Origin of the sequence: Geothrix oryzae (assembly GCF_030295385.1) — a bacterium.
Lineage (GTDB): Bacteria > Acidobacteriota > Holophagae > Holophagales > Holophagaceae > Geothrix > Geothrix oryzae.
In genome coordinates this window covers 2,962,239-2,985,484 of sequence record NZ_AP027079.1, presented here as the reverse complement: position 1 = coordinate 2,985,484, position 23,246 = coordinate 2,962,239, and the positions used below count along the sequence as shown (strand labels likewise).

At 68.7% G+C, this 23,246-nt stretch carries 23 protein-coding genes; 10 read left to right on the top strand and 13 right to left on the bottom strand.

The window, feature by feature from the left end; all coding sequences use genetic code 11:
• Positions 1-16: 16 nt before the first annotated feature.
• The 5 genes from QUD34_RS13740 to QUD34_RS13720 all read right to left on the bottom strand — a co-directional run bounded on the left by QUD34_RS13740 (position 17) and on the right by QUD34_RS13720 (position 4,699).
• Positions 17-583 carry a thiamine phosphate synthase gene (locus tag QUD34_RS13740; RefSeq protein ID WP_286354276.1) on the bottom strand — a complete coding sequence of 189 codons (567 nt, stop codon included), beginning with the start codon at positions 581-583 and terminating at the stop codon, positions 17-19.
• Entirely contained in the window at positions 580-1,569 is a 990-nt protein-coding gene (locus QUD34_RS13735; RefSeq protein ID WP_286354275.1) for an aldo/keto reductase, read from the bottom strand. The genes QUD34_RS13740 and QUD34_RS13735 overlap by 4 nt, the downstream gene beginning before the upstream one ends.
• A gap of 35 nt (positions 1,570-1,604) precedes the next feature.
• On the bottom strand, positions 1,605-2,693 hold the full coding sequence (locus QUD34_RS13730) for a hypothetical protein (protein ID WP_286354274.1): 1,089 nt from the start codon (positions 2,691-2,693) through the stop codon (positions 1,605-1,607).
• A 75-nt stretch (positions 2,694-2,768) separates the two neighbouring features.
• Entirely contained in the window at positions 2,769-3,698 is a 930-nt protein-coding gene (locus QUD34_RS13725) for an outer membrane protein assembly factor BamD (protein WP_286354273.1), read from the bottom strand.
• Positions 3,695-4,699: an alpha/beta hydrolase gene (locus tag QUD34_RS13720; RefSeq protein WP_286354272.1), complete on the bottom strand. Its 1,005-nt coding sequence runs from the start codon at positions 4,697-4,699 to the stop codon at positions 3,695-3,697. Before QUD34_RS13720 ends, QUD34_RS13725 begins: the two co-directional genes overlap by 4 nt.
• A gap of 90 nt (positions 4,700-4,789) precedes the next feature.
• Between QUD34_RS13720 and prfB the strand changes: the two genes are divergently transcribed.
• Together prfB and QUD34_RS13710 are read left to right on the top strand one after the other, a co-directional pair.
• Positions 4,790-5,896 (top strand): peptide chain release factor 2, encoded by a 1,107-nt coding sequence (gene prfB / locus QUD34_RS13715; protein ID WP_286355998.1) that lies wholly within the window; start codon positions 4,790-4,792, stop codon positions 5,894-5,896.
• A gap of 10 nt (positions 5,897-5,906) precedes the next feature.
• On the top strand, positions 5,907-6,740 hold the full coding sequence (locus QUD34_RS13710) for an EamA family transporter (RefSeq protein WP_286354271.1): 834 nt from the start codon (positions 5,907-5,909) through the stop codon (positions 6,738-6,740).
• Positions 6,741-6,762: 22 nt separating this feature from the next.
• Here QUD34_RS13710 and QUD34_RS13705 read toward each other — a convergent pair whose 3' ends face one another.
• On the bottom strand, positions 6,763-7,263 hold the full coding sequence (locus QUD34_RS13705) for a DUF6677 family protein (RefSeq protein ID WP_286354270.1): 501 nt from the start codon (positions 7,261-7,263) through the stop codon (positions 6,763-6,765).
• An 88-nt stretch (positions 7,264-7,351) separates the two neighbouring features.
• Between QUD34_RS13705 and dcuS the strand changes: the two genes are divergently transcribed.
• From dcuS to dctA, 3 genes are all read left to right on the top strand, one after another.
• Entirely contained in the window at positions 7,352-8,953 is a 1,602-nt protein-coding gene (gene dcuS, locus QUD34_RS13700) for a DcuS/MalK family sensor histidine kinase (protein WP_286354269.1), read from the top strand.
• Positions 8,950-9,666, top strand: a complete 717-nt coding sequence (locus tag QUD34_RS13695) for a response regulator (RefSeq protein WP_286354268.1) — start codon at positions 8,950-8,952, stop codon at positions 9,664-9,666. The genes dcuS and QUD34_RS13695 overlap by 4 nt, the downstream gene beginning before the upstream one ends.
• 249 nt (positions 9,667-9,915) lie before the next feature.
• Positions 9,916-11,229 carry a C4-dicarboxylate transporter DctA gene (dctA, locus tag QUD34_RS13690; protein ID WP_286354267.1) on the top strand — a complete coding sequence of 438 codons (1,314 nt, stop codon included), beginning with the start codon at positions 9,916-9,918 and terminating at the stop codon, positions 11,227-11,229.
• A 143-nt stretch (positions 11,230-11,372) separates the two neighbouring features.
• Here dctA and rpsR read toward each other — a convergent pair whose 3' ends face one another.
• From rpsR to QUD34_RS13660, 6 genes are all read right to left on the bottom strand, one after another.
• Positions 11,373-11,639, bottom strand: a complete 267-nt coding sequence (rpsR, locus tag QUD34_RS13685) for a 30S ribosomal protein S18 (RefSeq protein WP_286354266.1) — start codon at positions 11,637-11,639, stop codon at positions 11,373-11,375.
• Entirely contained in the window at positions 11,636-12,025 is a 390-nt protein-coding gene (rpsF, locus tag QUD34_RS13680) for a 30S ribosomal protein S6 (protein WP_243288344.1), read from the bottom strand. Before rpsF ends, rpsR begins: the two co-directional genes overlap by 4 nt.
• 210 nt (positions 12,026-12,235) lie before the next feature.
• Complete coding sequence (gene pth, locus QUD34_RS13675) at positions 12,236-12,856, bottom strand: aminoacyl-tRNA hydrolase (RefSeq protein WP_286354265.1); 621 nt, start codon at positions 12,854-12,856, stop codon at positions 12,236-12,238.
• Positions 12,857-12,934: 78 nt separating this feature from the next.
• Complete coding sequence (locus QUD34_RS13670) at positions 12,935-13,552, bottom strand: DUF6448 family protein (RefSeq protein WP_286354264.1); 618 nt, start codon at positions 13,550-13,552, stop codon at positions 12,935-12,937.
• A gap of 32 nt (positions 13,553-13,584) precedes the next feature.
• Complete coding sequence (locus QUD34_RS13665) at positions 13,585-14,178, bottom strand: TetR/AcrR family transcriptional regulator (protein ID WP_286354263.1); 594 nt, start codon at positions 14,176-14,178, stop codon at positions 13,585-13,587.
• 85 nt (positions 14,179-14,263) lie between these two features.
• The gene (locus QUD34_RS13660) at positions 14,264-14,905 is read right to left on the bottom strand and encodes a 50S ribosomal protein L25 (RefSeq protein ID WP_286354262.1); all 642 of its coding nucleotides are present in this window, start codon (positions 14,903-14,905) and stop codon (positions 14,264-14,266) included.
• Positions 14,906-15,124: 219 nt separating this feature from the next.
• Between QUD34_RS13660 and ppk1 the strand changes: the two genes are divergently transcribed.
• Complete coding sequence (ppk1, locus tag QUD34_RS13655; protein ID WP_286354261.1) at positions 15,125-17,257, top strand: polyphosphate kinase 1; 2,133 nt, start codon at positions 15,125-15,127, stop codon at positions 17,255-17,257.
• Between the two features lie 254 nt (positions 17,258-17,511).
• The gene (locus QUD34_RS13650; RefSeq protein ID WP_286354260.1) at positions 17,512-18,546 is read left to right on the top strand and encodes an Mrp/NBP35 family ATP-binding protein; all 1,035 of its coding nucleotides are present in this window, start codon (positions 17,512-17,514) and stop codon (positions 18,544-18,546) included.
• Here QUD34_RS13650 and QUD34_RS13645 read toward each other — a convergent pair whose 3' ends face one another.
• A complete protein-coding gene (locus tag QUD34_RS13645) occupies positions 18,547-19,584 on the bottom strand; it encodes a PstS family phosphate ABC transporter substrate-binding protein (RefSeq protein ID WP_286354259.1) in 1,038 nt (345 codons plus the stop codon).
• 116 nt (positions 19,585-19,700) lie between these two features.
• On the opposite strand from QUD34_RS13645, the gene QUD34_RS13640 reads away from it, so the two are divergent.
• The 3 genes from QUD34_RS13640 to QUD34_RS13630 are packed head-to-tail and all read left to right on the top strand — an operon-like array spanning position 19,701 to position 23,224.
• Entirely contained in the window at positions 19,701-20,144 is a 444-nt protein-coding gene (locus QUD34_RS13640) for a PaaI family thioesterase (protein WP_286354258.1), read from the top strand.
• Position 20,145: 1 nt separating this feature from the next.
• Positions 20,146-21,189, top strand: a complete 1,044-nt coding sequence (locus QUD34_RS13635; protein WP_286354257.1) for a potassium channel family protein — start codon at positions 20,146-20,148, stop codon at positions 21,187-21,189.
• A gap of 4 nt (positions 21,190-21,193) precedes the next feature.
• Positions 21,194-23,224 (top strand): cation:proton antiporter, encoded by a 2,031-nt coding sequence (locus QUD34_RS13630; protein WP_286354256.1) that lies wholly within the window; start codon positions 21,194-21,196, stop codon positions 23,222-23,224.
• Positions 23,225-23,246: the final 22 nt, after the last annotated feature.

Sequence of the window (23,246 nt, the reverse complement as noted above, 5' to 3'; positions counted from 1 at the left end):
GGGGAAGAGGATACGCTCATCGCTCCCGGAAACGCGCCACGGCCCGCGCGGGCTCGCCCTCCCAGAAGGGCCGGATGGCGGCGAGGCCCACCAGCCGAGGGTGCGAGAGGGCGGGGGCGTTCCGCGGATCCACGCCACCCAGGGCCAGCAGCCGGGGACCTCCCGGGGGAAGCGGATCGAGAAACCGGTGCAGCCGCTCCGGGCCCCAGGGTTCGCCCTTTCCGGGGCTGGGGAAGATCGGCGACACCAGCAGCTGGTCGGAACCGCGCCGGGCATCCCACTGATCCTCGTGATGAAGGGGGCGCGAGAGGGGCACCAGCCCCGGCTCCACCTCGGGATGGGCCCCGGGATAGGCCTCGGGGGCGTGGAGTCCGCACCCCGCGGCCAAGGCCACATCCAGCCGTCCGGCCACCCAGAGCTCGACGCCGGGCGCCTCGTCCTGGCACCACCGCGCGGCGTCCAGCAGGGCGCGGGCCTCCAGCTGCTTCTCGCGGATGAGGAAGGCATCTACCCCGGAGCGCAGCACGGCCGACCAGCGATTGCGGTCGAAGCCCAGGCCCGGGGTGATGGCAAGGAGGATCATCCGAAGAGGCTCTCCAGCGCGGCGCGATCGAGCTTGGGGGCGGCCATGATCGCCGCGTTCTCGACCGCATGCTCCGCCCGCCCCATGCCGCAGAGGGCCGTGGTGACGCCGGGGCAGGAGCGGGTGAACTGCAGGGCCGCCTGGGCGGGCGTGCGGACCCCCAGGGCTTCGGCGAACCCGTCCGGCAGTTGCCGCAGGATGCGGGCCTGCATGATGGAGGCGGAGGTCTGGACGGAGAGGCCGCTGGCCTGGGCGGCCGCCAGGGGCGTCATGGCCGTGCCGTCCATCAGCTGCGTGGGGGCCAGGAAGGCTTCCGGCAGGGCCAGGTTGAGGGGCAGCTGGATCCAGCGGAAGTGGTGGTCCCGGCCCCCGGCGGCCTGGGCGGCCGCCAGCAGGCGGGCGAGGCTCAGGTGCCCATCCTGCCCGGGCGGCACCCGGAAGCCGTTCCAGGTGGCCACGCCGTAGGCGCGGATCTTCCCAGCGGCCACGAAGCCTTCGCAGGCCTCGAAGGCCCGCCCGATCATGGCGTAGAAGGCCTCCGGTCCCAGGTGGGGCAACTGCTGCTCGGGGTTGTGCAGATGTAACAGGTCCAGCGTCTCGAGACCCAGGGCGCTCCGGCTGATGTCCAGCTGATGCCCCAGGTACCTCGCCGTCAGGGCGTGGCAGCCGTCCACCAGATCGTCCACGGAGAGGATGCCCGGCTCCTCCAGCACCCGGTGGAACCAGGCCCGGGGGCCTTCCTCGGTTCCCCCTTCCGGCATGGGGAGGTAGCCCGCCTTGGTGGAGATGAAGAACGCATCGCGGGGAAGGTGCCGGAAGGCCGCGCCCAGGGCCCGCTCCGACCGCCCGCCGCGGTAGTTGGCGGCCGTGTCGAAGACCGTGCCCCCGGCCGCATGGAAGGCCCGGGCGGCCTCGGCGTAGGCGGCATCGGCCGCGTCCGTGGATGGGCCCAGATAGGTGCCGAGGCCGAGGGTGCTCAGCTGCATGAGGGGACCTCCGGCTCCAGTCTGGCAGCGTCGGATCAGGGGCCCACCACCACCGTGGCGATGGCCCGGATCCGCATCTCCGCCAGGGGGGTGGCCACCACATGGTAGGTTCCCGGCGTGGCCGGGGCCGTGTAGCGGCCGTCACTGGTGAGGATGCCGCCGATGCCCCGGCCCTCGAGGATCCACCACTCCACGGGCCGCTGGCGGGGCGGCAGGCCCCCCACGGTGGCCGTGAAGGTCGCGGTGGCGCCGGGCGCGAGCGAAAGGGTGGCGGGGCTGATCTGGACAGTGGCCTTCACGGGAGTCGTGGCGGCGAACACCTCGATGGGGGAGGTCTGAACCAGCGCCGGGGCCGCAATGCTGCGCATCTGGACCTGGACCGTGGCGGGCTGGTCGGGAAGGGTCACCACGCCATCGGGGTTCACGCTCCCTCCGCCCGTGATCGTCCAGGCGAGCCGGGTGTCGGAGATGCCCGAAAGCCCCTGGGTGAGCGAAACCGTGGTGGCACCGGGGAACCTGCCCCCTCCGAACAGAACATGGAAAGCCGGCTGGCTCGGGGCCTCCACGATCACCTGCACGGTCTTCTTAAGGCTCGGGTCCGCCAGGCTGGTGACAGCGATCGTGCTGGTGCCGGGAACGGACGGCGCCGTGAAGAAGCCGTCCGCGTCCAGCTGGCCGGCGCCGCTCAGGCTCCAGGCGACCGCGTGGTTCCCCAGGTTGTTGAGGGGGGCCCTGAACAGCTGGGAGCCGCCCACGGCCAGGTGCAGGGGGCCGCTCGGGGTGATGAAGATCTCTGGCGTGCCGGCCACCACCTGGATGGCCGCCGTGGCCTGGTTCTCCCCTCGCCGTGCGGTCACATGGTAGGTGCCGACGGTGGCGGGGGCCGTGTAGTAGCCCTGGGCATCGATGGTGCCCCCGGGGGCGCCCTCGACCACGGCCCAGCTGACGCTGAGGGGCTGCCCGGCGTCGTTGGTCGCGGAGAACTGGAAGCCGTCCTCCGTGAGCATGGTCGTCATGGTCTGGCTGAGGTGGAGGCCGCCCCCGCCGTTGGAGGAACTGCCGCCGCCGCAGGCGAGGCTCCCCAGGAGCGCAAGGAGGGACAGGGCGCGGAGGAGAAGCGTCATGGCGGGCATCCTAATCAGGGACTTCCACCCGCATGGTAAACCATCCCGGGGGCCCCCGGCTGTCGTCTCAGATGGTTAGCTGTCCAGCTCCTCTTTCACGCCGGCGGTGCCCATGGTCACCAGGCGATCGGCCGCACGGCGGGCCCACTCGGAGCCGGGGTAGCTCTCCACCAGCTTCTGGTAGTAGCTCTTGGCCTCGGCGCGGAAGACCTTGATGCGCTCGTTGCTGAATTCCTCGGAGTCCTTGGAGTACTGCTTGATCTGTTCCTTGGTGAGGTCCTTGAGGTCCTCCTTCTGGAGCTTGACGGCGTAGTCCTTGTTGAACTGGGTCAGCTCCTCCGGGGTCAGCAGGCGCTGGCGCAGGGCCTCGCCCAGGTAGAAGTAGGCGCGCTCGCGGTCCACATAGTCGGGGTAGGTCTCCAGCAGGGACTTCAGCCGCCGCTCGGCACCCGGGTAGTAGTAGGTGTTCACATAGAACACGCCCACGATCAGCTCGTGCTCGGCGATGCGCCGCCAGCACTGCAGGATCTTGGCCCGGGCCTCGCCGGCGTAGGGGCTGCCGGGGGCCTCCGCCAGCAGCACCTGGAAGCCGTCCAGGGCCTTGCGGGTCTCCGCCTGGTCGCGCTCGGCCCCCTCGATGGAGGAGAAGTGGCAGAGCGCGCGGTGGTAGAGGGCGTAGTCCCGCAGCTCATGGCGGGGGAAGTAGTTCAGGAAGCTCGCGTACTCGACCTCGGCCTCGGGGTAGCTGGGGCTGGGCTGAAAGAAGTAGCTGTCGCCCAGCATGAGCTTGGCCTTGGGGAACTCGGGGGAGCCGGGCAGGTACTGCTCCAGGTGGCGGAGGGTGAGCCGGGCGTCATTGAACTTCCCCTGCTTCAGCTGTTTGTCCGCCGTGGCCAGCAGTTCCGAGGACTGGATGGTCTTGTCGATGCCCTTCGGCTTGCGGCAGCCCAGGCCCAGGCCCGCCAAGGCGGCGGTCAGGGTGAGGGCGATGAGGATGCGCTTCATGCGGACTCCGGGGACAACACTTCAGACATGGCGGGACAATGGGAAGGGTTCCAGGGGCGGTGGGAAGGATTCCAGGCCTGGTGCAGCTTCTCGAGCCAGGGTTCGGCCAGGGCCTGGGCCTGGCCCCGGTGCCGGTCGTGGAAGACTTCGTGGTAGAAGGCGGGCAGACGGTGGCGTTCCAGCAGCCCGGGCTTCACGGCGGACCAGAGTTCCTCCGAGGCATCGGGATCCACCACGGTGTCCGTGCCGGACTCCAGCAGCAGGATGGGCCGGTCCAACTCGTGTCCCAGGGGCAGCAGCTCGGCCCGGCCCTCCTCCAGGGCGGCGCCGAAGGCGGCGGTGGCCCAGCGGTGGCAGAGGGGGTCGGTTTCGTAGCGCTGGACGATGACCGGGTCGGAGCAGACCTGGCTCTTGTCCCCGTGGAGCTGGATGGGGCGGTGGGGCATCACCCAGCGCAGCAGCCGGGAGAGCAGGATCAGCGCCTTGGAATTGGACCTCACGGCCACGCTGGGGCTGGAGAGGATCAGGCCGTCGAGGGTGTCGGCATGCCAGAGCAGCGTCAGCAGGGCCACCAGGCCCCCGAAGCTGTGGCCCAGGACCACCTGGGGGCACACGGGCAGGGGCGGCATGGGGACGCCTTCCACCACGCGGGCCGTGGCCCCGGTGCGCTCCGCGTCGTGGCGGCGCTCCTGGCGCAGGAAGAGGGCGAAGTCGTCCACGAAGGCCCGGATGCCGCCGGCGGCGTCGCCCCGGATTCCGCCGGAGCGGCCGAAGCCGCTGTGATCCAGGCTGGAGACGGACCAGCCGAGGTCGTGCAGCCAGTGTGCCGTGTGCCGGTACCGTTCACCGTGTTCGCCATAGCCGTGGGAAATCACGACCCGGCCCTTGGGCTCGGGGTGCTCCCAGCGCGCCCAGGCCAGGGGCAGGCCGCCGTGGCCGGTCAGGACCCCACGCAAGGTGGGCTCCAGGTCGGCAGGGATCACGGGGATGAACTCGGGCATCCCCCCAGAATACCGTGAGCCTGGAATCCCACGGATTGCATTAAAGTTGAAGGTTCCCCGGCGCCGAACCTGGGGCCGGAGAGGCGGATGATGGATTTCGAGACCCTGGTGCGAGCCAAGAACGAGCTGGAGCCCCGCGTCCAGCAGTTGGTCGCCCACCTTGATCCGGAGCGCAAGGCCCTGGAGCTGGAACAGATCGAGGAGCGCACCACGGCTCCGGGCTTCTGGGACGACCCCGACGCCGCCAAGCCCCTCCTCCAGAAGCGGGGCTCCATCACCAACGACATCGCCCTGGCGAAACGCCTGTCGGGCGGAATCGAGGACCTGGACACCGGGCTGGAACTCGCCCGGGAAGACGCGGACATGCTGGTGGAAGTCGAGACCGTCGAGGCGGACCTCCGCAAGGCGGTGGAGGACGCCGAGCTGCGCATGATGCTCAGCGGCGACCTGGACAGCAACCACGCCATCGTGGCCATCGCGCCCGGCGCGGGCGGCACCGAGAGCCAGGACTGGGCCGCCATGCTCCTGCGCATGTACCTGCGCTTCTGCGAATCCAAGGGCTGGGCCACGGAGATGATCGACTACCAGGACGGGGAGGAGGCCGGCATCAAGGGCGCCACCTTCATCGTCGATGCGCCGTTCTCGTACGGCTACCTGCGGGCCGAGGCCGGCGTCCACCGCCTGGTGCGCATCAGCCCCTTCGATTCGGCCAAGCGCCGCCACACCAGCTTCGCGGCGGTGTATGTGAGCCCCGAGCTGGACGACACCATCAATGTGGACATCCCCGAGAAGGATCTGAAGATCGATGTCTTCCGCGCGAGCGGCGCCGGCGGCCAGCATGTGAACCGCACCGAATCCGCCGTGCGCTTCACCCACCTGCCCACGGGCATCGTCGTGAGCTGCCAGAACGAGCGCAGCCAGATCAAGAACCGCGCGACGGCCCTGAAGGTGCTGCAGGGCCGGCTGTACGAACTCGAGCAGCGGAAGTTCCTGGACAAGGTGGCCGCGGCCAGCGGCGACAAGGCCGATGTGGCCTGGGGCAGCCAGATCCGCAGCTATGTGCTGCAGCCCTATCAGATGGTGAAGGACCACCGCACCGGCGAAGAGACCAGCCAGACCCAGAAAGTGCTGGATGGGGACATCGATGCCTTCATCCGCACCCAGTTGCTGGCCAAGAGCCTGAAGGCCGAAGGGTAAGAGACCCGCCTTGGCGCCCGCGGCCCTCGGCCTCACCCTGGCCTCCGCCCTCCTCCACGCGGTTTGGAACGCGCTTCTGAAGCGGTCGAAGAATCTGGACGACGCCTCCGTCGTGGTCTTTGCGACAGCCCTCGTCGTCACGGCCCTGCTGGCCTTCGTCTGGCCGGGGCCGGCCTTCCCCCGGGCGGCGGCCCTGGGCTGGGCCCTGGCCGCGGGGGTCGGGGAGGGCGGCTACTTCATCGGCCTGGTGGGCAGCCTGGAGCGGGCCCCCCTGGGCTGGTCCTACACCTGGATGCGGGGCGGGGCCCTGCTGGTCGCGTGGCCCGTCGGGCTGCTCCTGGGCGAACGGATCGATGGGCTGGCGATTTTCGCCGTGGCCGGCATGCTCGGGGGCCTCGGGCTCCTGGGGCTGAGCACGGGGGAACGCGGGAGTCGCCGGGCCCTGCCCTATGTGCTGGGCGCCGCGGGGAGCATCGCGTGGTTCAACGCCTGCTACAAGCTGGCCCTGGGGGCGGGTGCCTCCCCGCCCGCCCTGTTCGCCACCTCCATGGCTGTGGGCCTGCCCATCCAGGCCCTGCACCGCCGGGTGCGGCGCGGAACCTGGACCGGGCCGGTGGAATGGCGCCCCGCCCTGGGGGCGGGTCTCCTCTGCACGGCGGCCTTTCTCTGCTACCTGGTGGCGCTCCGCATCTCGTCCAGCGCGGCGGTGCTCACGCTCCGGAACACCTCCATCGTGTTCACCCTCCTTTTGGGCTGGGCTCTCGGCGAGCGGCCCCGCGGGCGCCAGGTGGCCGGGGTCGTCCTCGTCAGCCTCGGCGCCGCCCTGCTGGGCTGGCCACGCTAGGGGCGCCCGGCGGAGGCGGTGGCTACTCGCCCTTGGCGATCCGGGTCTGCTCGTCCTTCGGCAACCGGAAGACCCAGCGGCCGGTGACGCGGTCCCAGAGGTCGAAGCAGCAGAGCCAGTTCAGGAGGCCGGCGATCATCACATAGGTGGCGCCGTATTCCTGGGTGAGGGTACGCACGGGCTCGGTGCCCGCGCCGCCGAAGGCCCAGGCGAAGACCCCGTAGATGGGGCCGATGCCCCCCGTGGCGAAGGCGCCGAGGGTGGGCAGCCAGGCCCCGGCCACGGGCACGAAGACGCCGCCCTTCACGCCATCCACGGCCCCGTACTGCATCTGGAGGGCGCCCAGGCAGCAGAAGAGCAGCCAGACCCCGAAGAAGGCCTTGGCCCGGCCCTTCTCCCCGATCATCCAGTAGCCGGCCCCCGGCACCAGCCACTGCATCAGCAGCGGCTTCCAGGCGGCCTTCAGCGCCTTCTGCTTGCGGAGGGGCATGGGCAGTCGCAGGACGGGCTTTTCGTCGGTCATGGCCCCAGATTACCCCAGAATCGGGTGGCCTCCCGCCACCTGGCGGCTCACCTCCCGGGCACCTTCCGCCCTAGGATGGTTCTAGACCATGCCGCGACTCCGTCCCATTCTCCCGCTCAGGGCCAGGATCACGCTCCTGGTCACCCTGATCCTGGGTCTGGCCCTCGTTGTCACCGCCGTCATGGTGGACTGGCGCATGGCCCGCCAGACCCGGGAGACCCTGGGCGACAAGGTCATCCTGCTGTCCCGGATCACGGCCGAGGCCGAGGTGGTGCGCGATGGCCTGGCGGGCCTCCGTCCCCCGGACGAGGTGCAGGCCTACGCCGAACGCATCCGGACCGAGGCCGGCGTGGACTATGTCGTGGTCATCGACATGACTGGGTTGCGGCTCTCGCACCCCAACCGCGCGCTCCTCGGTGCCCGGTTCGCCGGCGGGGATGATGCGGGCGTCTACCAGGGACGCTCCTACCTGTCCGTCGCCAAGGGCACGCTGGGCATCTCCCTGCGGGCCTTCACGCCCGTATGGAAGGGGGACCGGCAGGTGGGGGCCGTGGCCGTGGGCATCCTCCAGTCGGGCGTGGACCGCACGGTCGTGAGCGTGCGGAAGCGCATCGTCCTGGGGGGGATCATCGGCTTCGCGGCAGGGATCCTGGGTGCCATGTACCTCGCGGGCCGGATCAAGAAGATCCTCCTGGGGATGGAGCCCCAGGAGATCTCGACCCTGCTTCAGCAGCGCAGCGCCATGCTGCATTCGGTGCGGGAGGGCATCATCGGGGTGAACCGGGACCTGGTGGTCACCATCGTCAACGAGGAGGCCCTGCGGCTGTTCGCGCTGGCGGGGAGCCGCGGCGAGCTGGTGGGCCATCCGGTCGAAGAGGTCCTCCCCAGCTCGAGGCTCCGCACCGTGATCGAGACAGGGCAGGCGGAGTACGACCAGGAGGGCGACATCCTGGGACTGAAGATCCTGACGAACCGGGTCCCGGTGGTGGTCGAGGGGCGCATCACCGGGGCCCTGGCCACTTTCCGCGACATCACGGAGATGAACCGGCTGGCGGAGCAGCTGACGGGGGTCCGCTTCTATGCCGATGCCCTCCGGGCCCAGACCCACGAGTTCATGAACAAGCTGCATGTGATCCTCGGTCTGGTGCGGCTGGAGGAGTACGAGCGGCTCAAGACCTTCATCACCGGCGTGGCCGGCCGGCTGGATGACGAGGTGGGCTTCGTGGTCCAGCGGATCAAGGATCCCGTCGTCGCGGGCTTCCTGCTCGCCCGCTTCTCGTCGACGCGCGAGCAGAACATCCTCATGACCTTGGATCAGGACGCCTCACTACCCCCCTGCCCGGACGATTCGGTCTCCCATGACCTCGTCACGGTCCTCGGCAACCTGCTGGAGAACGCGGTCGAGGCCATCGGAGAAGGACCCCGCCGGGAGATCCAGGTCTCCCTCCGGCCGGAGGGCACCCAGCTGCACCTGTCCGTCCAGGACAGCGGCCCCGGCCTGCCCGAGGAGGTCCTGGCCCGAGCCTTCACGCTGGGGTTCTCCACCAAGGGCGAGAACCGCGGCTTCGGGCTGTGGCAGGCCGCCCGAACCATTGAGGCCCGGGGTGGCCGGCTGGTGGGCCGGAACCGGGAGGAGGGGGGCGCGGTCTTCACCGCCTCACTGAACCTGTTTCCGGGGGAGGAACCATGATCCGGGTGCTGTTGGTCGAAGACGATCCGATGGTGGCGGAGCTGAACCGGATGTACCTGAGCCGGATGGGCGGCTTCGAGATCGTGGCGTCCGTGCGCAGCGCCCCCGAGGCACTGGCGCTGCTCCAGGAGCGTCCGGTGGACCTGCTGCTGCTGGACATTTTCATGCCCGGGCAGAGTGGCATCGACCTCATGCGTGAAATCCGGAGGCAGGCCCTGGATGCGGATGTGATCTTCGTGACCGCCGCCCGAGACACGGCGACCATCGACCGGGCCCTGAAGCTGGGTGCGGTGGACTACCTCATCAAGCCCTTCGAGTTCGAGCGTCTCAAGCAGGCGCTCGAACACTACCGCGAGACCCGGCACATGATCCGGCGCGGGGAGAGCCTGGACCAGAGCGCGCTGGACCGGCGCCTGGGCCGGCGGCCCCTGGAGGACCGGAAGGCAGAGGGGCTTCCCAAGGGGCTCGACCGGAACACTCTGGACAAGGTGCTGAAGGCCATCGGCGCGTGGCCGGAGCAGTCCCCCTGGTTCACCGCCGAGGAGATCGGCCAGCAGGTGGGCATCTCCAGGGTTTCCGTGCGGAAGTACTTCGAATTCCTCGGCACGCTGAAAGTGCTGCGCATGGAACCCGGATACGGCACGGGCGGGCGCCCGGTCCACCGCTTCCAGCTTCAGAAGGCCTACCTGCGGGAGGCCCAGCGGTTCTTGTGAGCCGCTTCCCAGGCTTCGCTTTCAAAAGTTCCAATTCCCGGAATCAACTTCCAGAACGGCCGTGCCCCGTCCGGGCCATTCAGAATTGGGAAACCTACCCGTCGGTCATGTGAGCAGTGCGCCTGCTCGGCAATCGGGGCCCTCCCCGGTCTTCGCCTCGACCTCCGGCATCTTTCCCACCGCGTTTCCATCCGGCCTCATCGGGGCCGCCTATCACCCATGCCTGGATCTTCTGAAAGGACCATCCACATGTTCAAGCGAGCTGCTTCAAAACTGTACAACTGGGTCGCGCTCATGATCGTTCTCGGCGCGCTGCTGGGGCACTTCTACCCCAGCGTGGCCGTGAAAATGCAGCCCCTGGCCGACGGCTTCATCGCCCTCATCAAGATGCTCATCCCGCCGGTGATCCTCTGCAGCGTGGTGCTGGGCATCGCGGGCTCCGGAAGCATCAAGAAGGCCGGGCGCGTGGGCGGGAAGGCCATCCTGTACTTCGAGATCGTCAGCACGCTGGCGCTGGTGATCGGCCTCGTCATGGCCAATGTGTTCGGGCCCGGCCGGAGCTTCCACGCCGACCCCTCCAAGCTCGATCCCAAGCTGGTGGCTGGCTATGTCGCCCAGGCGCAGCACCTGACCATCACGGATCACCTCCTGAAGATGATCCCCAAGACGATGTTCAGCGCCTTCACCGATGGCGACATCCTACAGGTGCTGTTGATCTCCGTGCTGCTCGGGTTCTCCGTCGCGGCCCTCAGCGAGAAGCACAAGGCGCCCCTCATCGGCTTCCTGGAGAATGTCAGCAAGATGTTCTTCGGCGTCATGCACCAGATCCTCTACCTCGCCCCCATCGGCGCCGGCGCCGCCATCGCCTACACCATCGGCAAGTTCGGCCTGAAGTCGCTGATCCCCATGGCGCAGCTCATCTTCCTCTTCTACGCGACCTGCGCCGTCTTCATCTTCCTGGTGCTCGGGCTCATCGCGCGGCTGGCGGGCTTCAACATCTTCAAGGTGGTGGGCTACATCAAGGACGAGCTCCTGCTGGTCATGGCCACCAGCTCTTCCGAGTCCGCACTGATCCCCCTGATGGAGAAGATGGAGAAGCTGGGCCTCTCCAAGTCCATCGTCGGGCTGGTGATCCCCACCGGCTACTCGTTCAACCTGGACGGCACGAACATCTACATGACGCTGGCGTCGCTCTTCATCGCCCAGGCGCTGGGCATCGAGCTCACGCTGGGCCAGCAGATGGGCATCCTCGTGGTGGCGATGATCACCAGCAAGGGGGCCGCCGGCGTCACCGGCTCCGGGTTCATCACCCTGGCCGCCACCCTGGCGGTGGTTCCCGGCATCCCCGTGGCTGGCATGGCCCTCATCCTCGGCATCGACAAGTTCATGTCCGAGGCCCGTGCCATCACCAACCACATCGGCAACTGCATCGCCGCCGTCGTGATGGCCAGCTGGGAGAAGGAGCTGGACTGGGACAAGTTCCACGCCACCCTCGGCAAGCCCGCCGAGGCCGCTGCCGCCCCCGTGGCCGAGATCCCCGTCCTGGCCAACGAGATGGAGTAGGCCTTCAGGTCTGGATGAAAAGCGGGGGCTCCGGCCCCCGCTTTTTTGCGGGTTGAGCGAAACCATTTAGCCCGGCTCACCTTCTCTCTTTACGAAAAAGCGGGGGCCGGAGCCCCCGCTTTTTCGCCATTCAGCGCCTCGGACTAATCCGTGGCGAAGGGGAGCAGCGCGATGTTGCGGGCGCGCTTGATGGCTTCCACAAGGGCGCGCTGGTGGACGGCGCACACACCGCTGGTGCGGCGGGGCAGCACCTTGCCGCGCTCGGGGGTGAAGGCCTGGAGGGTCTTCACATCCTTGTAGTCGATCATGAGGGACTTCTCGACGCAGAACTTGCAGAACTTGGCGCGTCGTCCCCCAAAGGCCTTCTTCTTCTTGGGCTTGCCCTTCTTGGCATCGGCGCGGCGCTTCATCCCATCACCTCTTCAGCGGAGCGTTCCTTGATCCCGGCCTGGGCCTTGCGCTTGGCTTCGCGCTCGATGCGCTGCTTGGCGCGACCCGCGGCCTTTTCGGCCTCGTCCATGCGGACGCTCAGGTACTTGATGACCGAATCGTGGTTGCGGAAGCGGCGCTCGAGCTCGGCGATGAGGTCGGGTCCGGCGTTCATCTCGAAGAGCGTGTAGTAGCCCTCGCTGAACTTCTGGACTTCGTAGGCCAGCTTCTTGCGGCCCCACTTGTCGGTCTTGAGCAGCTCGCCACCCTGCTCGGCAATGATCCCCTCGAACTGCTTGACGAGCTCATCGCTCTGCTCGTCCGTCAGCGTGGGGGAGGCGATGAAGATGGTCTCGTAATGACGCATCTGTCCTCCTTGTGGATGTGAAGCCCCCTATGGATTCCAGGGAGCAAGGAAGAGCCCTCCAGCGGAGGACGCGAAGGAACAGTTTCGCGTGGAAAGGCTTGGAGATCAATGGAAAGTCTGGAGTCTGGAGGTGCGGCTTCCTGCGACGGCCCTGCGGGTCGCGCCCTTGTTTTGACTTTGGACCGCTGGGGGCGGGGCGGTCGCTCCGGTTCAAGCGGTTTCGTCTCCGGACCCCGGGCCCGGGTTCCCCGACTGCCCCCAGAACTCCGCCGGATTCACCTGGTTCGCCAGACCGCCCAGGTCCTCGGTGGCGCCCAGCCGTTCCAGGAAGCGGGCGAAGGGCGCGTCCTGGGCCTCGATGCGCTCCCATTCGGGGTCGGTCCAGTGTCCAAGCACGAAATCCACGAGGGGCCGCTGGAAGGGCCCGATGCCCAGGCGCAGGCGGGCGATGTCCTGGGTGCCCAGGCACTCGAAGACCGAACGCAGGCCGTTGTGACCGCCATCCGAGCCGTTCAGGCGGAAGCGGCCCGTGCCCAGGGGCAGGTCCTTGTCGTCGTAGAGCAGGATCAGGCGGCGGGGGTAGATCCCGGCGCTCTCCGCCTGGGCGCAGGCCTCGCCCGAGAGGTTCATGTAGGTGTTGGGGACCAGGGCCTGCAGGCGGTCCGTCAGGGGATAGAGGGCGCCGGAGGGGAACCGTCTCGAGGGCGCCGGAGCCAGATTCCGGTCCGCCATCCAGCGCTGCAGCAGCAGGCGGCCGAGGTTGTGACGGGTGTCCTGGTAGTCAGGGCCCGGATTTCCGAGGGGTACCAAGGTCCACATGAGCTGATGCATCCCGAGTCGTGAGGTCCCAGTCTTCAGCAAACGCGGTGGGCGCCGCAAGGCGCCCACCCGGGGAAGGGACCTTCACACTCAGTGCTGGTGGTGGGACTCGGCCTTGGGAGCCTCGGCGGTCTCGGCATGGGCGCCGCCGGCCGCCGCGCGGTAGGCGCCGTCCACATAGTGGAGGAAGTCCACATAGGCGGCCACGGCCTGGCGGCCCTCCGCCAGGTCCGCTGATGCCTGGCCCCGGGTCGCGCGGGCTTGTTTGAAGCGGGCCTCGAGGCCGGGCTTGAGGACGCCGTGCATGAGATCGAACACAGGCTTCAAGTCGCCGGAGGCCAGGGCCTTGTCGGCGGCGGGGATGGCGGGGCCGAGGTCCAGGCCCGCGGGCTTGAGGCCCGTGTAGGGAGCGCCTTCGCCCGCGCGGTGGACCCGGACGAGGGTCTCGAAGAAATAGGCGTCGGCCAGGTCCTTGGCCTCGGTCCCGAGGGCGCGGACGGCGAGGGTGCGCGCGAAGGCGGCGCGGATCTGGGGCTCGTCGTCCGGTTTCACCCAGACCAGGACCGGGCCCGCCTCGCCCTTGGCGAGGGCCTTCCGGGCGGCCACGACCACGGGGCCGTCGAGGGCGTCGCAATGGGCCTGGAGTGGCCAGGCGGAGAGGCCCAGCAGGGCGGCGGCCAACAGCGCGGGAAGAGGGGATAGTCGCATGGCGTTCCTTTCGTGCGGAGGACCGTAGGGGCTCAAGGGACGGGCGGGGGACCCAGGAGGACGAGGAGGGTGTCGCAGGCTTCGTCGGCCTCGGCGCTGCGGGCCCCCCCCGTGGCCTGGGAGAAGACCAGGTTCATGAGGACACCGAAGACCACGGGCAGCAGGGCCTTGGAGGTGAGGTCCGACCGGATGGCCCCCTGGGCCTGGGCGGCCTCCAGCGCCGCGAGGAGGAAGGCCCGGGTCCGGGTGACGAGACCCCGGAGGCGCCGGGCGGCCGGATCCGGCAGCGCCATGGCGAACTGCTCCGAGAGCATGAGGCGCCCGATGCCCTGACGGCCGCCGATCACCTGTGCCCGGGCCCGGAGCAGGGCCAGCAGCCGCTGGAGGGGCGGGTCCGTGTCGGGGGGGAAGGTTTCGAGGATCAATTCCTCCACCCGGAGGGCCACGGCCTCCAGGATCTCGCTGCGATCCGCGAAGTGGCGGAAGGGGGCGCCGCTGCTCACGCCCAGTTCCTGGGCCAGGGCGTTCGTGGTCAGGGCGGCGATGCCCCGCTCACCGATGATGCGAAGGGCGGCATCGGCGATTTCGGTGCGCTTGGGGGTGAGTTCCAGGGGCGATCGGGCCATGGTTCGACTGTAAGTAAGTAGTTACTTTCAGTCAAGCCCAAAAAAACGGGCACCGCGAGGCGCCCGTTTTTTGGGGGATCTAGAACTACTTCTTCTCTTCCTTCTTGCCCTTCTTGGCCACCTCGGGCTCGGCGGCGGCGGGGGCGGCGGCAACTTCCTCCTCGGGGGCCTTGCCGCGGACGGAGCAGACCGTCTGGTGGGCGTCGCCGATGAGGACGATGTTCGGCACAAGGGCGATCTGCTCGAAGCGGATGCTATCGCCGATGTTGAGGTTGCTCACATCCACATCGATGTGGCCGGGGATGATGCTGGGGAGGCACTCGATCTCGATCTCGCGGTGGGTGAAGTCGAGGACGCCGCCCATGCTCTTCACGCCGATGGAGGTGCCGACCAGGCGCACGGGCACCTTCACGCGCACCTTGTGGGTCATGTCCACGCGCATGAAGTCGACATGGCGCAGGCGGCTGGTGATGGGATCGCGCTGCAGATCCTTGATGATCACATGGCGCTTGATGTCGGTGCCCTCGCGCTGGAGGAACATCACGGAGTTCATGCCGGCGTCGCTGGCCAGCACGCGGGCCACGGCCTTCGGGCTGATGGCGATGGCGATGGGGGGCTCGTTCAGGCCGTAGACCACGGCCGGGATCATGCCGCTCTTCTTCAGGTCGCGGATGGCGGCCTTGCCGAAGGTTTCGCGCTTGGGGACGATCAGGACTTCCTGGGACATGGGTTCCTCCTACCTGGCAGCCCCGGCATGGGCCTGGCTGCCCTCTCGTTGGTGATGGGTCCGGGCGGACCGTACGGATCCTCCCCGTGGAGGGCCGAACCATCGATTCTGCCCGAAAAAGCCCCGAAAACAAAGGAAGTTGTTCGGGCGAGACGATCGATCGTCTGTACCATCAGGCCGTTACACCCAGGCTGTACCCTCCTGGATCAGAGGTCCCCTGTGTTCCACCCCATCCCCCGCCCCGAGGAACTGCTCAACCGCGAGCTCAGTTGGCTGGATTTCAACGCCCGGGTCATGGAAGAGGCGGAGGATCCCACGGTGCCGCTGCTGGAACGGGTGAAGTTCCTCAGCATCGTCTCCAGCAACTGGGATGAGTTCTTCATGGTGCGGGTGGCGGGCATCTGGCGGCAGATCGACGCGGGAATCACCCAGCCCGGGCCCGATGGCCTGACCCCCCGGCAGCTGCTGGAGCGGGTGTCATCGCGGATCCACGCCTACTCCGCCCGCCAGCACGAGCTCTTCCACGCCATCCTGGAGCCGCAGCTGGAGGCGGCGGGCATCGCCATCCTGGATCCCAGGAGGCTGGACGAGGCGCAGAGCGCCTTCACCCTCGACTACTTCGAGCGCAGCCTCCTGCCGCTCATCACGCCGCTGGCGGTGGACACGGGCCACCCGTTCCCCCGCCTGGGGAACCGGGCCCTGGTGCTGGTGGTGGAGCTGGAACCGGACGAGGACCTGCTGGACGGGGATCTGCCGGCCTCGGAGCTCTCCTTCATCCATGTGCCCACGGGCCTGGCCTCCCGCTTCCTGCGGGTGCCCTCGGCCCCGGGCGCCCACGCCTTCGTCATGCTCGAAGATGTGGTGCGGCACCACCTGTCGCGGCTCTTCCTGGGCTACACGGTGAAGTGCTGCCACGCCATCCGCGTCACCCGGGATTCCGACCTGCCGGTGGAGGAGGATCCCTCCGAGGACCTGCTCAAGACCGTGGAGGAGAGCCTCCGCGACCGTCGCCGCGGCGCCGTCGTCCGCCTCCAGTACGAGCACGGCCTGTCGTCCAAGGTGCTGGATCTCATCATCGAGGAGATGGAGCTGAGCCCCGAGGATCTCTACCCCTGCTCGGGGCTTACGGCCTTCTCGGACCTGATGCAGCTCTACGGCCAGCTCGACCTGCCGAGCCTCAAGGACACCCCGCTGCCGCCCCTTCCGGTGCCCCAGCTCGACCAGGCGGGCAGCGTCTTCGACGCCATCTCCCGCAACGACATCCTGCTGCACCACCCCTACCAGAGCTTCGACGACAGCGTGGTTCGCTTCGTGCGCGAGGCCGCGGAGGATCCCAAGGTCCTGGCCATCAAGATGACCCTCTACCGCGTGACGGCCAACAGCCCTGTGGCGGCGGCCCTGGAGCGGGCCGCCGAGCGCGGCAAGCAGGTGGCGGCCATCGTGGAGCTGCGGGCCCGCTTCGACGAGGCGGCCAACATCGCCTGGGCGCGGCGCCTGGAGAAGACCGGCGTGCATGTGGTCTACGGCCTGCCCAATCACAAGATCCACTGCAAGGCCTGTCTCGTGGTGCGCCAGGAGGTCGGAGGCATCAAGCGGTACTGCCACCTGGGCACGGGCAACTACAACGAGCGCACCAGCCGCCTGTATTCGGACCTGGGCCTGCTCACGGCCCGGCCCGAGTTCGGCGAGGACCTGTCAAACCTCTTCAACATGCTCACGGGCTACACCCGGCCACCCCGCTTCCATCGGATCCTGCTGGCGCCCCAGCACCTGAAGAAGGCCCTCAAGGCCCGCATCCAGCGGGAGATCGGTCACGCGCAGGATGGGCGGCCGGCCCGCATGGTGCTGAAGATGAACGCCCTGGTGGACCCCCAGATCATCCAGATGCTCTACGAGGCCAGCCGCGAGGGCGTGAAGGTGGACCTCATCGTGCGGGGTACCTGCTGCCTGCGGCCCGGTGTGCCCGGGCTGTCCGAGAACATCCGCACCCTGTCGATCCTGGACCGCTTCCTGGAGCACACGCGGATCTACCATTTCGCCAACGACGGCCAGCCGGAGACCCTCCTCTCCAGCGCCGACCTCATGCCCCGCAACCTGGACCGCCGCGTGGAGCTGGCCTTCCCTCTGGTGGATCCGATCCTGGCTGCCCAGGTCATGGAGATGGTCGAGATGCAGCTGCACGACACCCTGAAGGGCCGCGTCCTGGGCCCCGAAGGGGATGTCCTCCGGCGGGGATTCGATGACCAAGATCCACCCCTCCGCAGCCAGCTCCGCATCTACGAGCACACCCTGCTCGCCAGCGGCGTGGGTGCCCTCACCCAGAAGCTGGGACCGCTGGATCCGGACATTTGATGTTCTCCGGGGGTCCCCCTCGCAACGCATGCGTTGCGAGGATCTAGGGTCGCGCTGCGCGCCTCCACCTAACGCCACGCAGGGCGTGGCTCCCACTCGCCCTTTGGGCTCATGGAGATGGAGCCTCCCCCCGGACCCCTGCGCTCGGCCCGGCCAAGCCGTGCCTCGCTGAGTCTTCTCCGGGGGGGCTCGCGCTGCGTGGCGGAGTGTCGGGCATTCATTCCCCGTGGCAGACTAATGGGCTGGAGATCCGCATGACGAAGATCAGCCGCGCCGCCCTGTTCGAAGCCCTGAACGCCTATACGGTCCCCGGGACCAATGCCACCCTGACCACCCTCAAGGCCGTGAAGGGGATCGATGTCACCGAGGGCAAGGTGACGGTGCTCCTCCAGCTCATGGAGGCCTATCGGGATCGCGTGGCCGTCATCAAGGAGGCCCTGGAGGGGCTGATCCGCCAGCAGCCCGGCGTCACGGGCGTGGACATCGAGATCGGCTGGGAGAAGACCGCCCAGGTGGAATTCAAGAATCTCATCCCGGGCATCAAGCGCTGCGTGGTGGTGGGCTCGGGCAAGGGCGGCGTCGGCAAGAGCACCGTCACGGTGAACCTCGCCATCGCCCTGTCCCAGCTGGGCCTCAAGGTGGGCCTGCTGGATTCCGACATCTACGGCCCCTCCATCCCCATGATGCTGGGCTTGAAGGACTCGCCGCTGGGCACGCCGGATGGCCAGATCCTGCCCATCGAGAAGTTCGGCATCAAGATCATGTCCATGGGGCTGCTCATCGAAGAGGACCGGCCCGTGATCTGGCGCGGGGCCATGCTCAACAAGGCCCTCCAGCAGTTCCTGAAGGATGTGGCCTGGGGCGACCTCGATGTCCTGCTCATCGACCTGCCGCCCGGCACGGGCGATGTCCAGCTCACGCTCATCCAGAACGCCCAGGTGGACGGCGCCGTCATCGTCAGCACGCCGCAGGATGTGGCCTTCCTCGACGCCAAGAAGGCCATCGGCATGTTCGGCACCGTGAAGGTGCCCGTACTCGGCATCATCGAGAACATGAGCAGCTTCATCTGCCCGGGCTGTGGCCAGGAGACCCAGATCTTCGGCCACGGGGGCGTGAAGGCCGCGGCGGTCCGCATGGAGCTGCCCTTCCTGGGCGAGGTGCCCATCGACCTCGCCATCCGCGAGGGTGGCGACAGCGGCAAGCCCTTCGTGGCGGAGCATCCGCAGAGCCCTCAGACCAAGGTGTTCCAGGACATGGCGGACACCCTCAAGGGCGTGCTGAAGCTCTGATCAGTTGAGTTTGCCGACGCTCAGGGCGGCGAAGTCCCCGGGGATGGCGACGGCGCCGAAGCTCGCCACGCCGGCCTGCCCCTCCCTGGAGAGCACGAAGCGGAGGAACTCCCTCACCGTGGGATCCAGGGCACGTCCCGGCGCCTTGTTCACATAGATGTAGAGGAACCGCGTCAGCGGATAGGTGGCCTTCTGGATGTTCTCCAGGGTCGGCTCGATGAACCGGTCGCTGCTGAAGGAGGCGATGGGAACGCCCTTCACCATGCGGTTGGCGTACTGCAGGGGGCCGTAGCTGATGCCGCCGCCGTCCACCGCCGGAGCCTCCACCACGGCGAACTGGTCCATGAAGGCCTTCAGGGTGGGCTTGAAGTCGCCCTTCTTCATCACATGCTCCCGGAAGAAGGCCCGCGTGCCGGAGTTCTCGTCGCGGCCGTAAGTCTGGATCTCCCGCTGCTTCCAGTCGCCGCCGAGGCCGAGATCGCCCCACCGCTGGATGTCGCTCTTCGCTCCGCCCTTGCGGGTGGTGGAGAAGATGGCATCGACCTCCTGCATGCGGAGCTGCTTGACGGGGTTGTTGGCATTCACATAGACCACCAGGGCATCCACCGCCACGGGGATGCGGGTGGGCGCGTAGCCATACTGGGCCTGGAAGGCCGCCAGTTCCTGGTCGGTCATCTCGCGGCTCATCTGGCCCATCAGCGTGCTGCCCTCGATCAGCGCCTTGGGGGCGGTGCCCGAGCCCTTGCAGACGAAGCGCGTCGAGATCCGTGGATGGAACCGCTTGAAGTCCTCCCCCCAGAGCACCATCAGGGGCTCCATGGAATCCGAGCCCACGCTCTTCAGCTCGCCGGCGACGGGGTGTTCCGGCGCGTAGGCCTGTAGGGTGGTTTCCCGCGGGACCGTGGGAACCTCGTGGACCGGCTTGGCGGGCGTCTCCTCGGGAGGCTGGCAGCCCAGGCCCAGCAGAAGCGGAGCGCTGAGCGCAGCAGCACGAAGGGCCGTAAGAAGGGCCGTGTGGAAGGTCGAACGAAGGGACATGGGGGAGCCTCCCGCTTCATTCCCCCACGGGCCGATGACGAGGCGATGAAGGCCCGGGATCTTCGCCGTAACCCTGCGCGGGGCGCGGCAAGGCCGGACATGGGCTATCCTGGACCATGCCTAAGCCGCAGATCCCCGAGACCCTCGCTCCGGATCTCCTGGAGCGTCTGCGCGCAAGGTTCCACCCGTGGCCCCTCATCAGCGGCTGGGGCCTCACCATCGAATCCATCGACCCCGGCCTGGCCGTCATGGTGCTCGTGCCCACCAAGGCCGTGATCAACGGCAGCCGTGGCAATGTCAACGGGGGCGTGCTGGCCACCATGGCGGACATGGTGAGCGCCCTGGCCCTCAGCACCGCCTTCGACGGGGCCATGCCCTTCGCCACCTCCGACCTGCACATCCGCTACCTGGAGCCGGCCCGCGGCGAGGTGCGCGGAGAGGCCCAGGTGGTGCGGATCTCCGGCCGCAGCGGCATCCTGGAATGCCGGCTCACCTGCGGCGACCACCTGGTGGCCCTCAGCACGGCCAACTTCGCCATCAAGCCTGGGCTCGGAGGCTGAGATGAGGGCCAGCACGCCGTTCCCCATGAGGCCGGACGACCAGCAGAACGGGCCGGTGAAGCGCCTGCGCTATACGATGGCGCTGCTGGCGGCCGTCATCGCCTGTGGGGGGCTCGGCTACCACTGGCTGTCGCACCTGAATCCGTTGGACAGCCTCTACATGGCGATCACCACCCTCTTCACGGTGGGCTTCAGAGAACTGGGCGAAGTGAACGCCCGGACGAAACTCTTCACGATCTTCTACCTCATCGTCGGTCTGGGCGTCGCCACCTACGCCCTGTCGAACCTGACCGCCCTGCTCCTGGAGGGTGACCTCAAGGGCTACATCATGGAGCGCCGCATGCAGAAACGCCTGGACGACCTGAAGGACCACATCATCGTCTGCGGCTTCGGGAAGATGGGCTTCCAGGCCGCCTGGGAGCTGAAGAAGGCCGGCATCCCCTTCGTCATCATCGAGCAGGACGATTCCAAGGGCCGCAGCCCCCGCTTCGCCGGAGAACTGATCCTCTACGGCAACGCCATGGACGAGCTGATGCTGGAGCGCGCCGGCATCCGCCAGGCGCGGGGCCTCATCACGGCCCTCACCACCGACGCCGACAATGTCCTGGTGACGCTCACGGTCAAGCAGATCCGCCCCGACCTGCCCGTGGTGGCCCGCAGCGCCAAGCTCGGCACCGAGCGCCAGCTGAGGGCCGCGGGTGCCGACCACATCGTGAGCCCCTACGAGATCGGCGGGCGCCGCATGGCGGGGCTGCTGCTCAAGCCGGAGATGATGAACTTCTTCGACATCGTGCTCCAGCAGGAGCAGCTGGAGCTGGGCCTGGAGCGCATCGCCATCGCCCCGCAGTCGGCCCTGGTGGGCCAGACCCTGCGGGAGGCCCGGCTGCGCCATGCCACCGGCTCCCTGCTGGTGGGCCTGGTGCACCCCGGCGCCGGCCTGCGCTTCAACCCCTCCGGTGACGAGCGGTTCCAGGCCGGGGACGAGCTGCTGGTGATGGGCCCCGCCGAGGCCCTGGAAAACCTCACCCAGCTGGCCAAGGGCTGAAGGGATGGAAGCCCACCACCGCCTTCTGCTCGACCTGGCCATGGTGCTGGGGGTCGCGGCGCTGACCTCGGTCCTGTTCCAGAAACTGAAGCAGCCGGCGGTGCTGGGCTACCTGCTGGCGGGCATGATCGTGGGGCCCCATGTGCCGGTGCCGCTGGTGGCGGACCTCGGCAATGTCCGGATCATGGGCGAGCTGGGCGTCATCCTCCTGATGTTCACCATCGGGTTGGAGTTCAGCCTTCCGAAGCTGCTCCACGCGGGCCCCCCGGCCCTGCTCACAGGCACCCTCCAGGTGGGCACCCAGCTGGTGGCGGGCTTCCTGGTGGCGCGGCTCCTGGGGTGGGCCCCGCTGGAGAGCGCCTTCTTCGGGGCCAGCCTCTCCATCGCCTCCACCATGATCCTGGCCAAGCTGTTTGAAGAGCGGGGCCTCCGCGGCGCGCTGAAGGACACGGTCCTGGGCGTCCTGCTGGTGGAGGATCTCCATGCCGTGCTGCTGCTGGCGGCCCTCACCGCCGCGGCCTCCCTCGGCGGGCCCAGCGCCGGGGCCATTGCGGGCACCCTGCTCAAGCTGATGCTCTTCCTGGTCCTCCTCGTGGGCGCCGGGCGGCTGGTGGTGCCGCGCGCCCTGCGATGGGTGGCCGATCACGCCCGGGACGAAGTGCTGCTGGTGGTGGCGGCCGGGCTCTGCTTCGGGCTGGCCCAGCTGGCGGCCTGGGTCGGCTTCTCCGTGGCCATGGGCGCCTTCGTGGCCGGCATGTTGATCTGCGAATCCGGCCGGGGACGCAAGGTGGAACACCTGGTCCATCCCCTGCGGGATCTCTTCGCGGCCATGTTCTTCGTGGCGGTGGGCATGATGATGGAGCCCGCGGTCCTGATGCGGGATTGGCATCTGGTGCTGCTCTTCACGGCCCTGGTCATCACCGTGAACGCCGTCTCCGTCACCGTGGGGGCCACCCTGGCGGGCCTGCCCCTGGCCCTCGGCGTGCGGGCGGGCCTGGCCCTGGGGCAGGTCGGTGAGTTCGGGTTCATCCTCCTGGGTGCCGGCATCGGCCTCGGCGTGGTGGACCCTTCCCGCTACGCCCTGCTGGCCGCCATCTGCGTGGCCACGGCCCTGGCCACCCCGGCCCTGCTGACCGCCGGGGAACCCGCGGCCCGGCTGCTGGAGCGGCGACTCTCTCCGGCCCTCAAGACCTACCTGGGCCTCTACCAATCGTGGGCCGCGACCCTGCGCGCCCCGGCCATCCGGAAGGCCCCGGGCGCGGCCGTCCGGCGGACCTTCCTGTTCCTGCTGCTGGACAGCATGCTCATCGGCCTGGTGGCCTCGCTGGCGCCTCGGGTGATGCGGATGGGCACGGCCTGGCTCGAAGGGCGGGGCACCCTGGGGCACACCCTGGCCCAGGGTGCGGTCCTGCTGGCGGCGGCGGTCGTGGTGGTCTTCGTGGTGAGCCGGATGGTGCGCCGCAGCCGGATCCTGGCCGAGGGCCTGCTGGACCTGCCCGGCCCTGGCGACCTGGGCACCCGGCCGGACATCCGGCGGGCCTTCCGCACGGGCCTGCGGCTGGCGGTGCTGCTGCTGGCGGGCCTTCCGGTCCTGGCGGCCGTGCTGGCGCTGGTGCCCCTGGCCTCTCTCGGCGCCCTGGGCGCCGCCACGGCCCTGGCCATCCCCCTGCTGCTGTGGCGGCGGGCCCAGCGCCTCCAGAGGGACCTGGCCTCGGACTCCGGGTGGATGGGTGCCGACGCTCGGGATCCCTGGGATGCGGATGAAGAGGTCCCGGCCCCGCCCGTCCCGGGGGGCTGGCGCACGCTGCGCATCGGGGCCCGCTGCCCCTCCCTGGGCCGCAGCCTGGGTGAGCTGGATCTGCCCGGCAGCGCCGGGGTGGCCCTGGTGGCCCTGCTGCGGGAAGGCCACCTGCTGGAACCCAAGCCCGAGGCCCTGCTCCAGCCCGGTGACCTGCTGGCCCTCAGCGGCAGCGCCTCCGCCCTGGACGAGGCGGAGGCGCTGTTGGGGCGCGAGTCGACGGCCGGACCCGCCTGAGATCCCCGGTCGAACCGGTCAG

What these genes read in the sequence shown, in the direction of transcription:
- QUD34_RS13635 (WP_286354257.1), top strand. Translation starts at nt 20,146, where the DNA reads ATGAGGGCCAGCACGCCGTTCCCCATGAGGCCGGACGACCAGCAGAAC.
- rpsR (WP_286354266.1), bottom strand. Translation starts at nt 11,639, where the DNA reads ATGAAGCGCCGCGCCGATGCCAAGAAGGGCAAGCCCAAGAAGAAGAAG.
- QUD34_RS13730 (WP_286354274.1), bottom strand. Translation starts at nt 2,693, where the DNA reads ATGACGCTTCTCCTCCGCGCCCTGTCCCTCCTTGCGCTCCTGGGGAGC.
- prfB (WP_286355998.1), top strand. Translation starts at nt 4,790, where the DNA reads ATGGATTTCGAGACCCTGGTGCGAGCCAAGAACGAGCTGGAGCCCCGC.
- QUD34_RS13660 (WP_286354262.1), bottom strand. Translation starts at nt 14,905, where the DNA reads ATGTCCCAGGAAGTCCTGATCGTCCCCAAGCGCGAAACCTTCGGCAAG.
- QUD34_RS13640 (WP_286354258.1), top strand. Translation starts at nt 19,701, where the DNA reads ATGCCTAAGCCGCAGATCCCCGAGACCCTCGCTCCGGATCTCCTGGAG.
- QUD34_RS13665 (WP_286354263.1), bottom strand. Translation starts at nt 14,178, where the DNA reads ATGGCCCGATCGCCCCTGGAACTCACCCCCAAGCGCACCGAAATCGCC.
- QUD34_RS13695 (WP_286354268.1), top strand. Translation starts at nt 8,950, where the DNA reads ATGATCCGGGTGCTGTTGGTCGAAGACGATCCGATGGTGGCGGAGCTG.
- QUD34_RS13630 (WP_286354256.1), top strand. Translation starts at nt 21,194, where the DNA reads ATGGAAGCCCACCACCGCCTTCTGCTCGACCTGGCCATGGTGCTGGGG.
- rpsF (WP_243288344.1), bottom strand. Translation starts at nt 12,025, where the DNA reads ATGCGTCATTACGAGACCATCTTCATCGCCTCCCCCACGCTGACGGAC.
- QUD34_RS13740 (WP_286354276.1), bottom strand. Translation starts at nt 583, where the DNA reads ATGATCCTCCTTGCCATCACCCCGGGCCTGGGCTTCGACCGCAATCGC.
- dctA (WP_286354267.1), top strand. Translation starts at nt 9,916, where the DNA reads ATGTTCAAGCGAGCTGCTTCAAAACTGTACAACTGGGTCGCGCTCATG.
- QUD34_RS13650 (WP_286354260.1), top strand. Translation starts at nt 17,512, where the DNA reads ATGACGAAGATCAGCCGCGCCGCCCTGTTCGAAGCCCTGAACGCCTAT.
- QUD34_RS13645 (WP_286354259.1), bottom strand. Translation starts at nt 19,584, where the DNA reads ATGTCCCTTCGTTCGACCTTCCACACGGCCCTTCTTACGGCCCTTCGT.
- QUD34_RS13670 (WP_286354264.1), bottom strand. Translation starts at nt 13,552, where the DNA reads ATGCGACTATCCCCTCTTCCCGCGCTGTTGGCCGCCGCCCTGCTGGGC.
- QUD34_RS13705 (WP_286354270.1), bottom strand. Translation starts at nt 7,263, where the DNA reads ATGACCGACGAAAAGCCCGTCCTGCGACTGCCCATGCCCCTCCGCAAG.
- dcuS (WP_286354269.1), top strand. Translation starts at nt 7,352, where the DNA reads ATGCCGCGACTCCGTCCCATTCTCCCGCTCAGGGCCAGGATCACGCTC.
- QUD34_RS13725 (WP_286354273.1), bottom strand. Translation starts at nt 3,698, where the DNA reads ATGAAGCGCATCCTCATCGCCCTCACCCTGACCGCCGCCTTGGCGGGC.
- pth (WP_286354265.1), bottom strand. Translation starts at nt 12,856, where the DNA reads ATGCATCAGCTCATGTGGACCTTGGTACCCCTCGGAAATCCGGGCCCT.
- QUD34_RS13720 (WP_286354272.1), bottom strand. Translation starts at nt 4,699, where the DNA reads ATGCCCGAGTTCATCCCCGTGATCCCTGCCGACCTGGAGCCCACCTTG.
- QUD34_RS13735 (WP_286354275.1), bottom strand. Translation starts at nt 1,569, where the DNA reads ATGCAGCTGAGCACCCTCGGCCTCGGCACCTATCTGGGCCCATCCACG.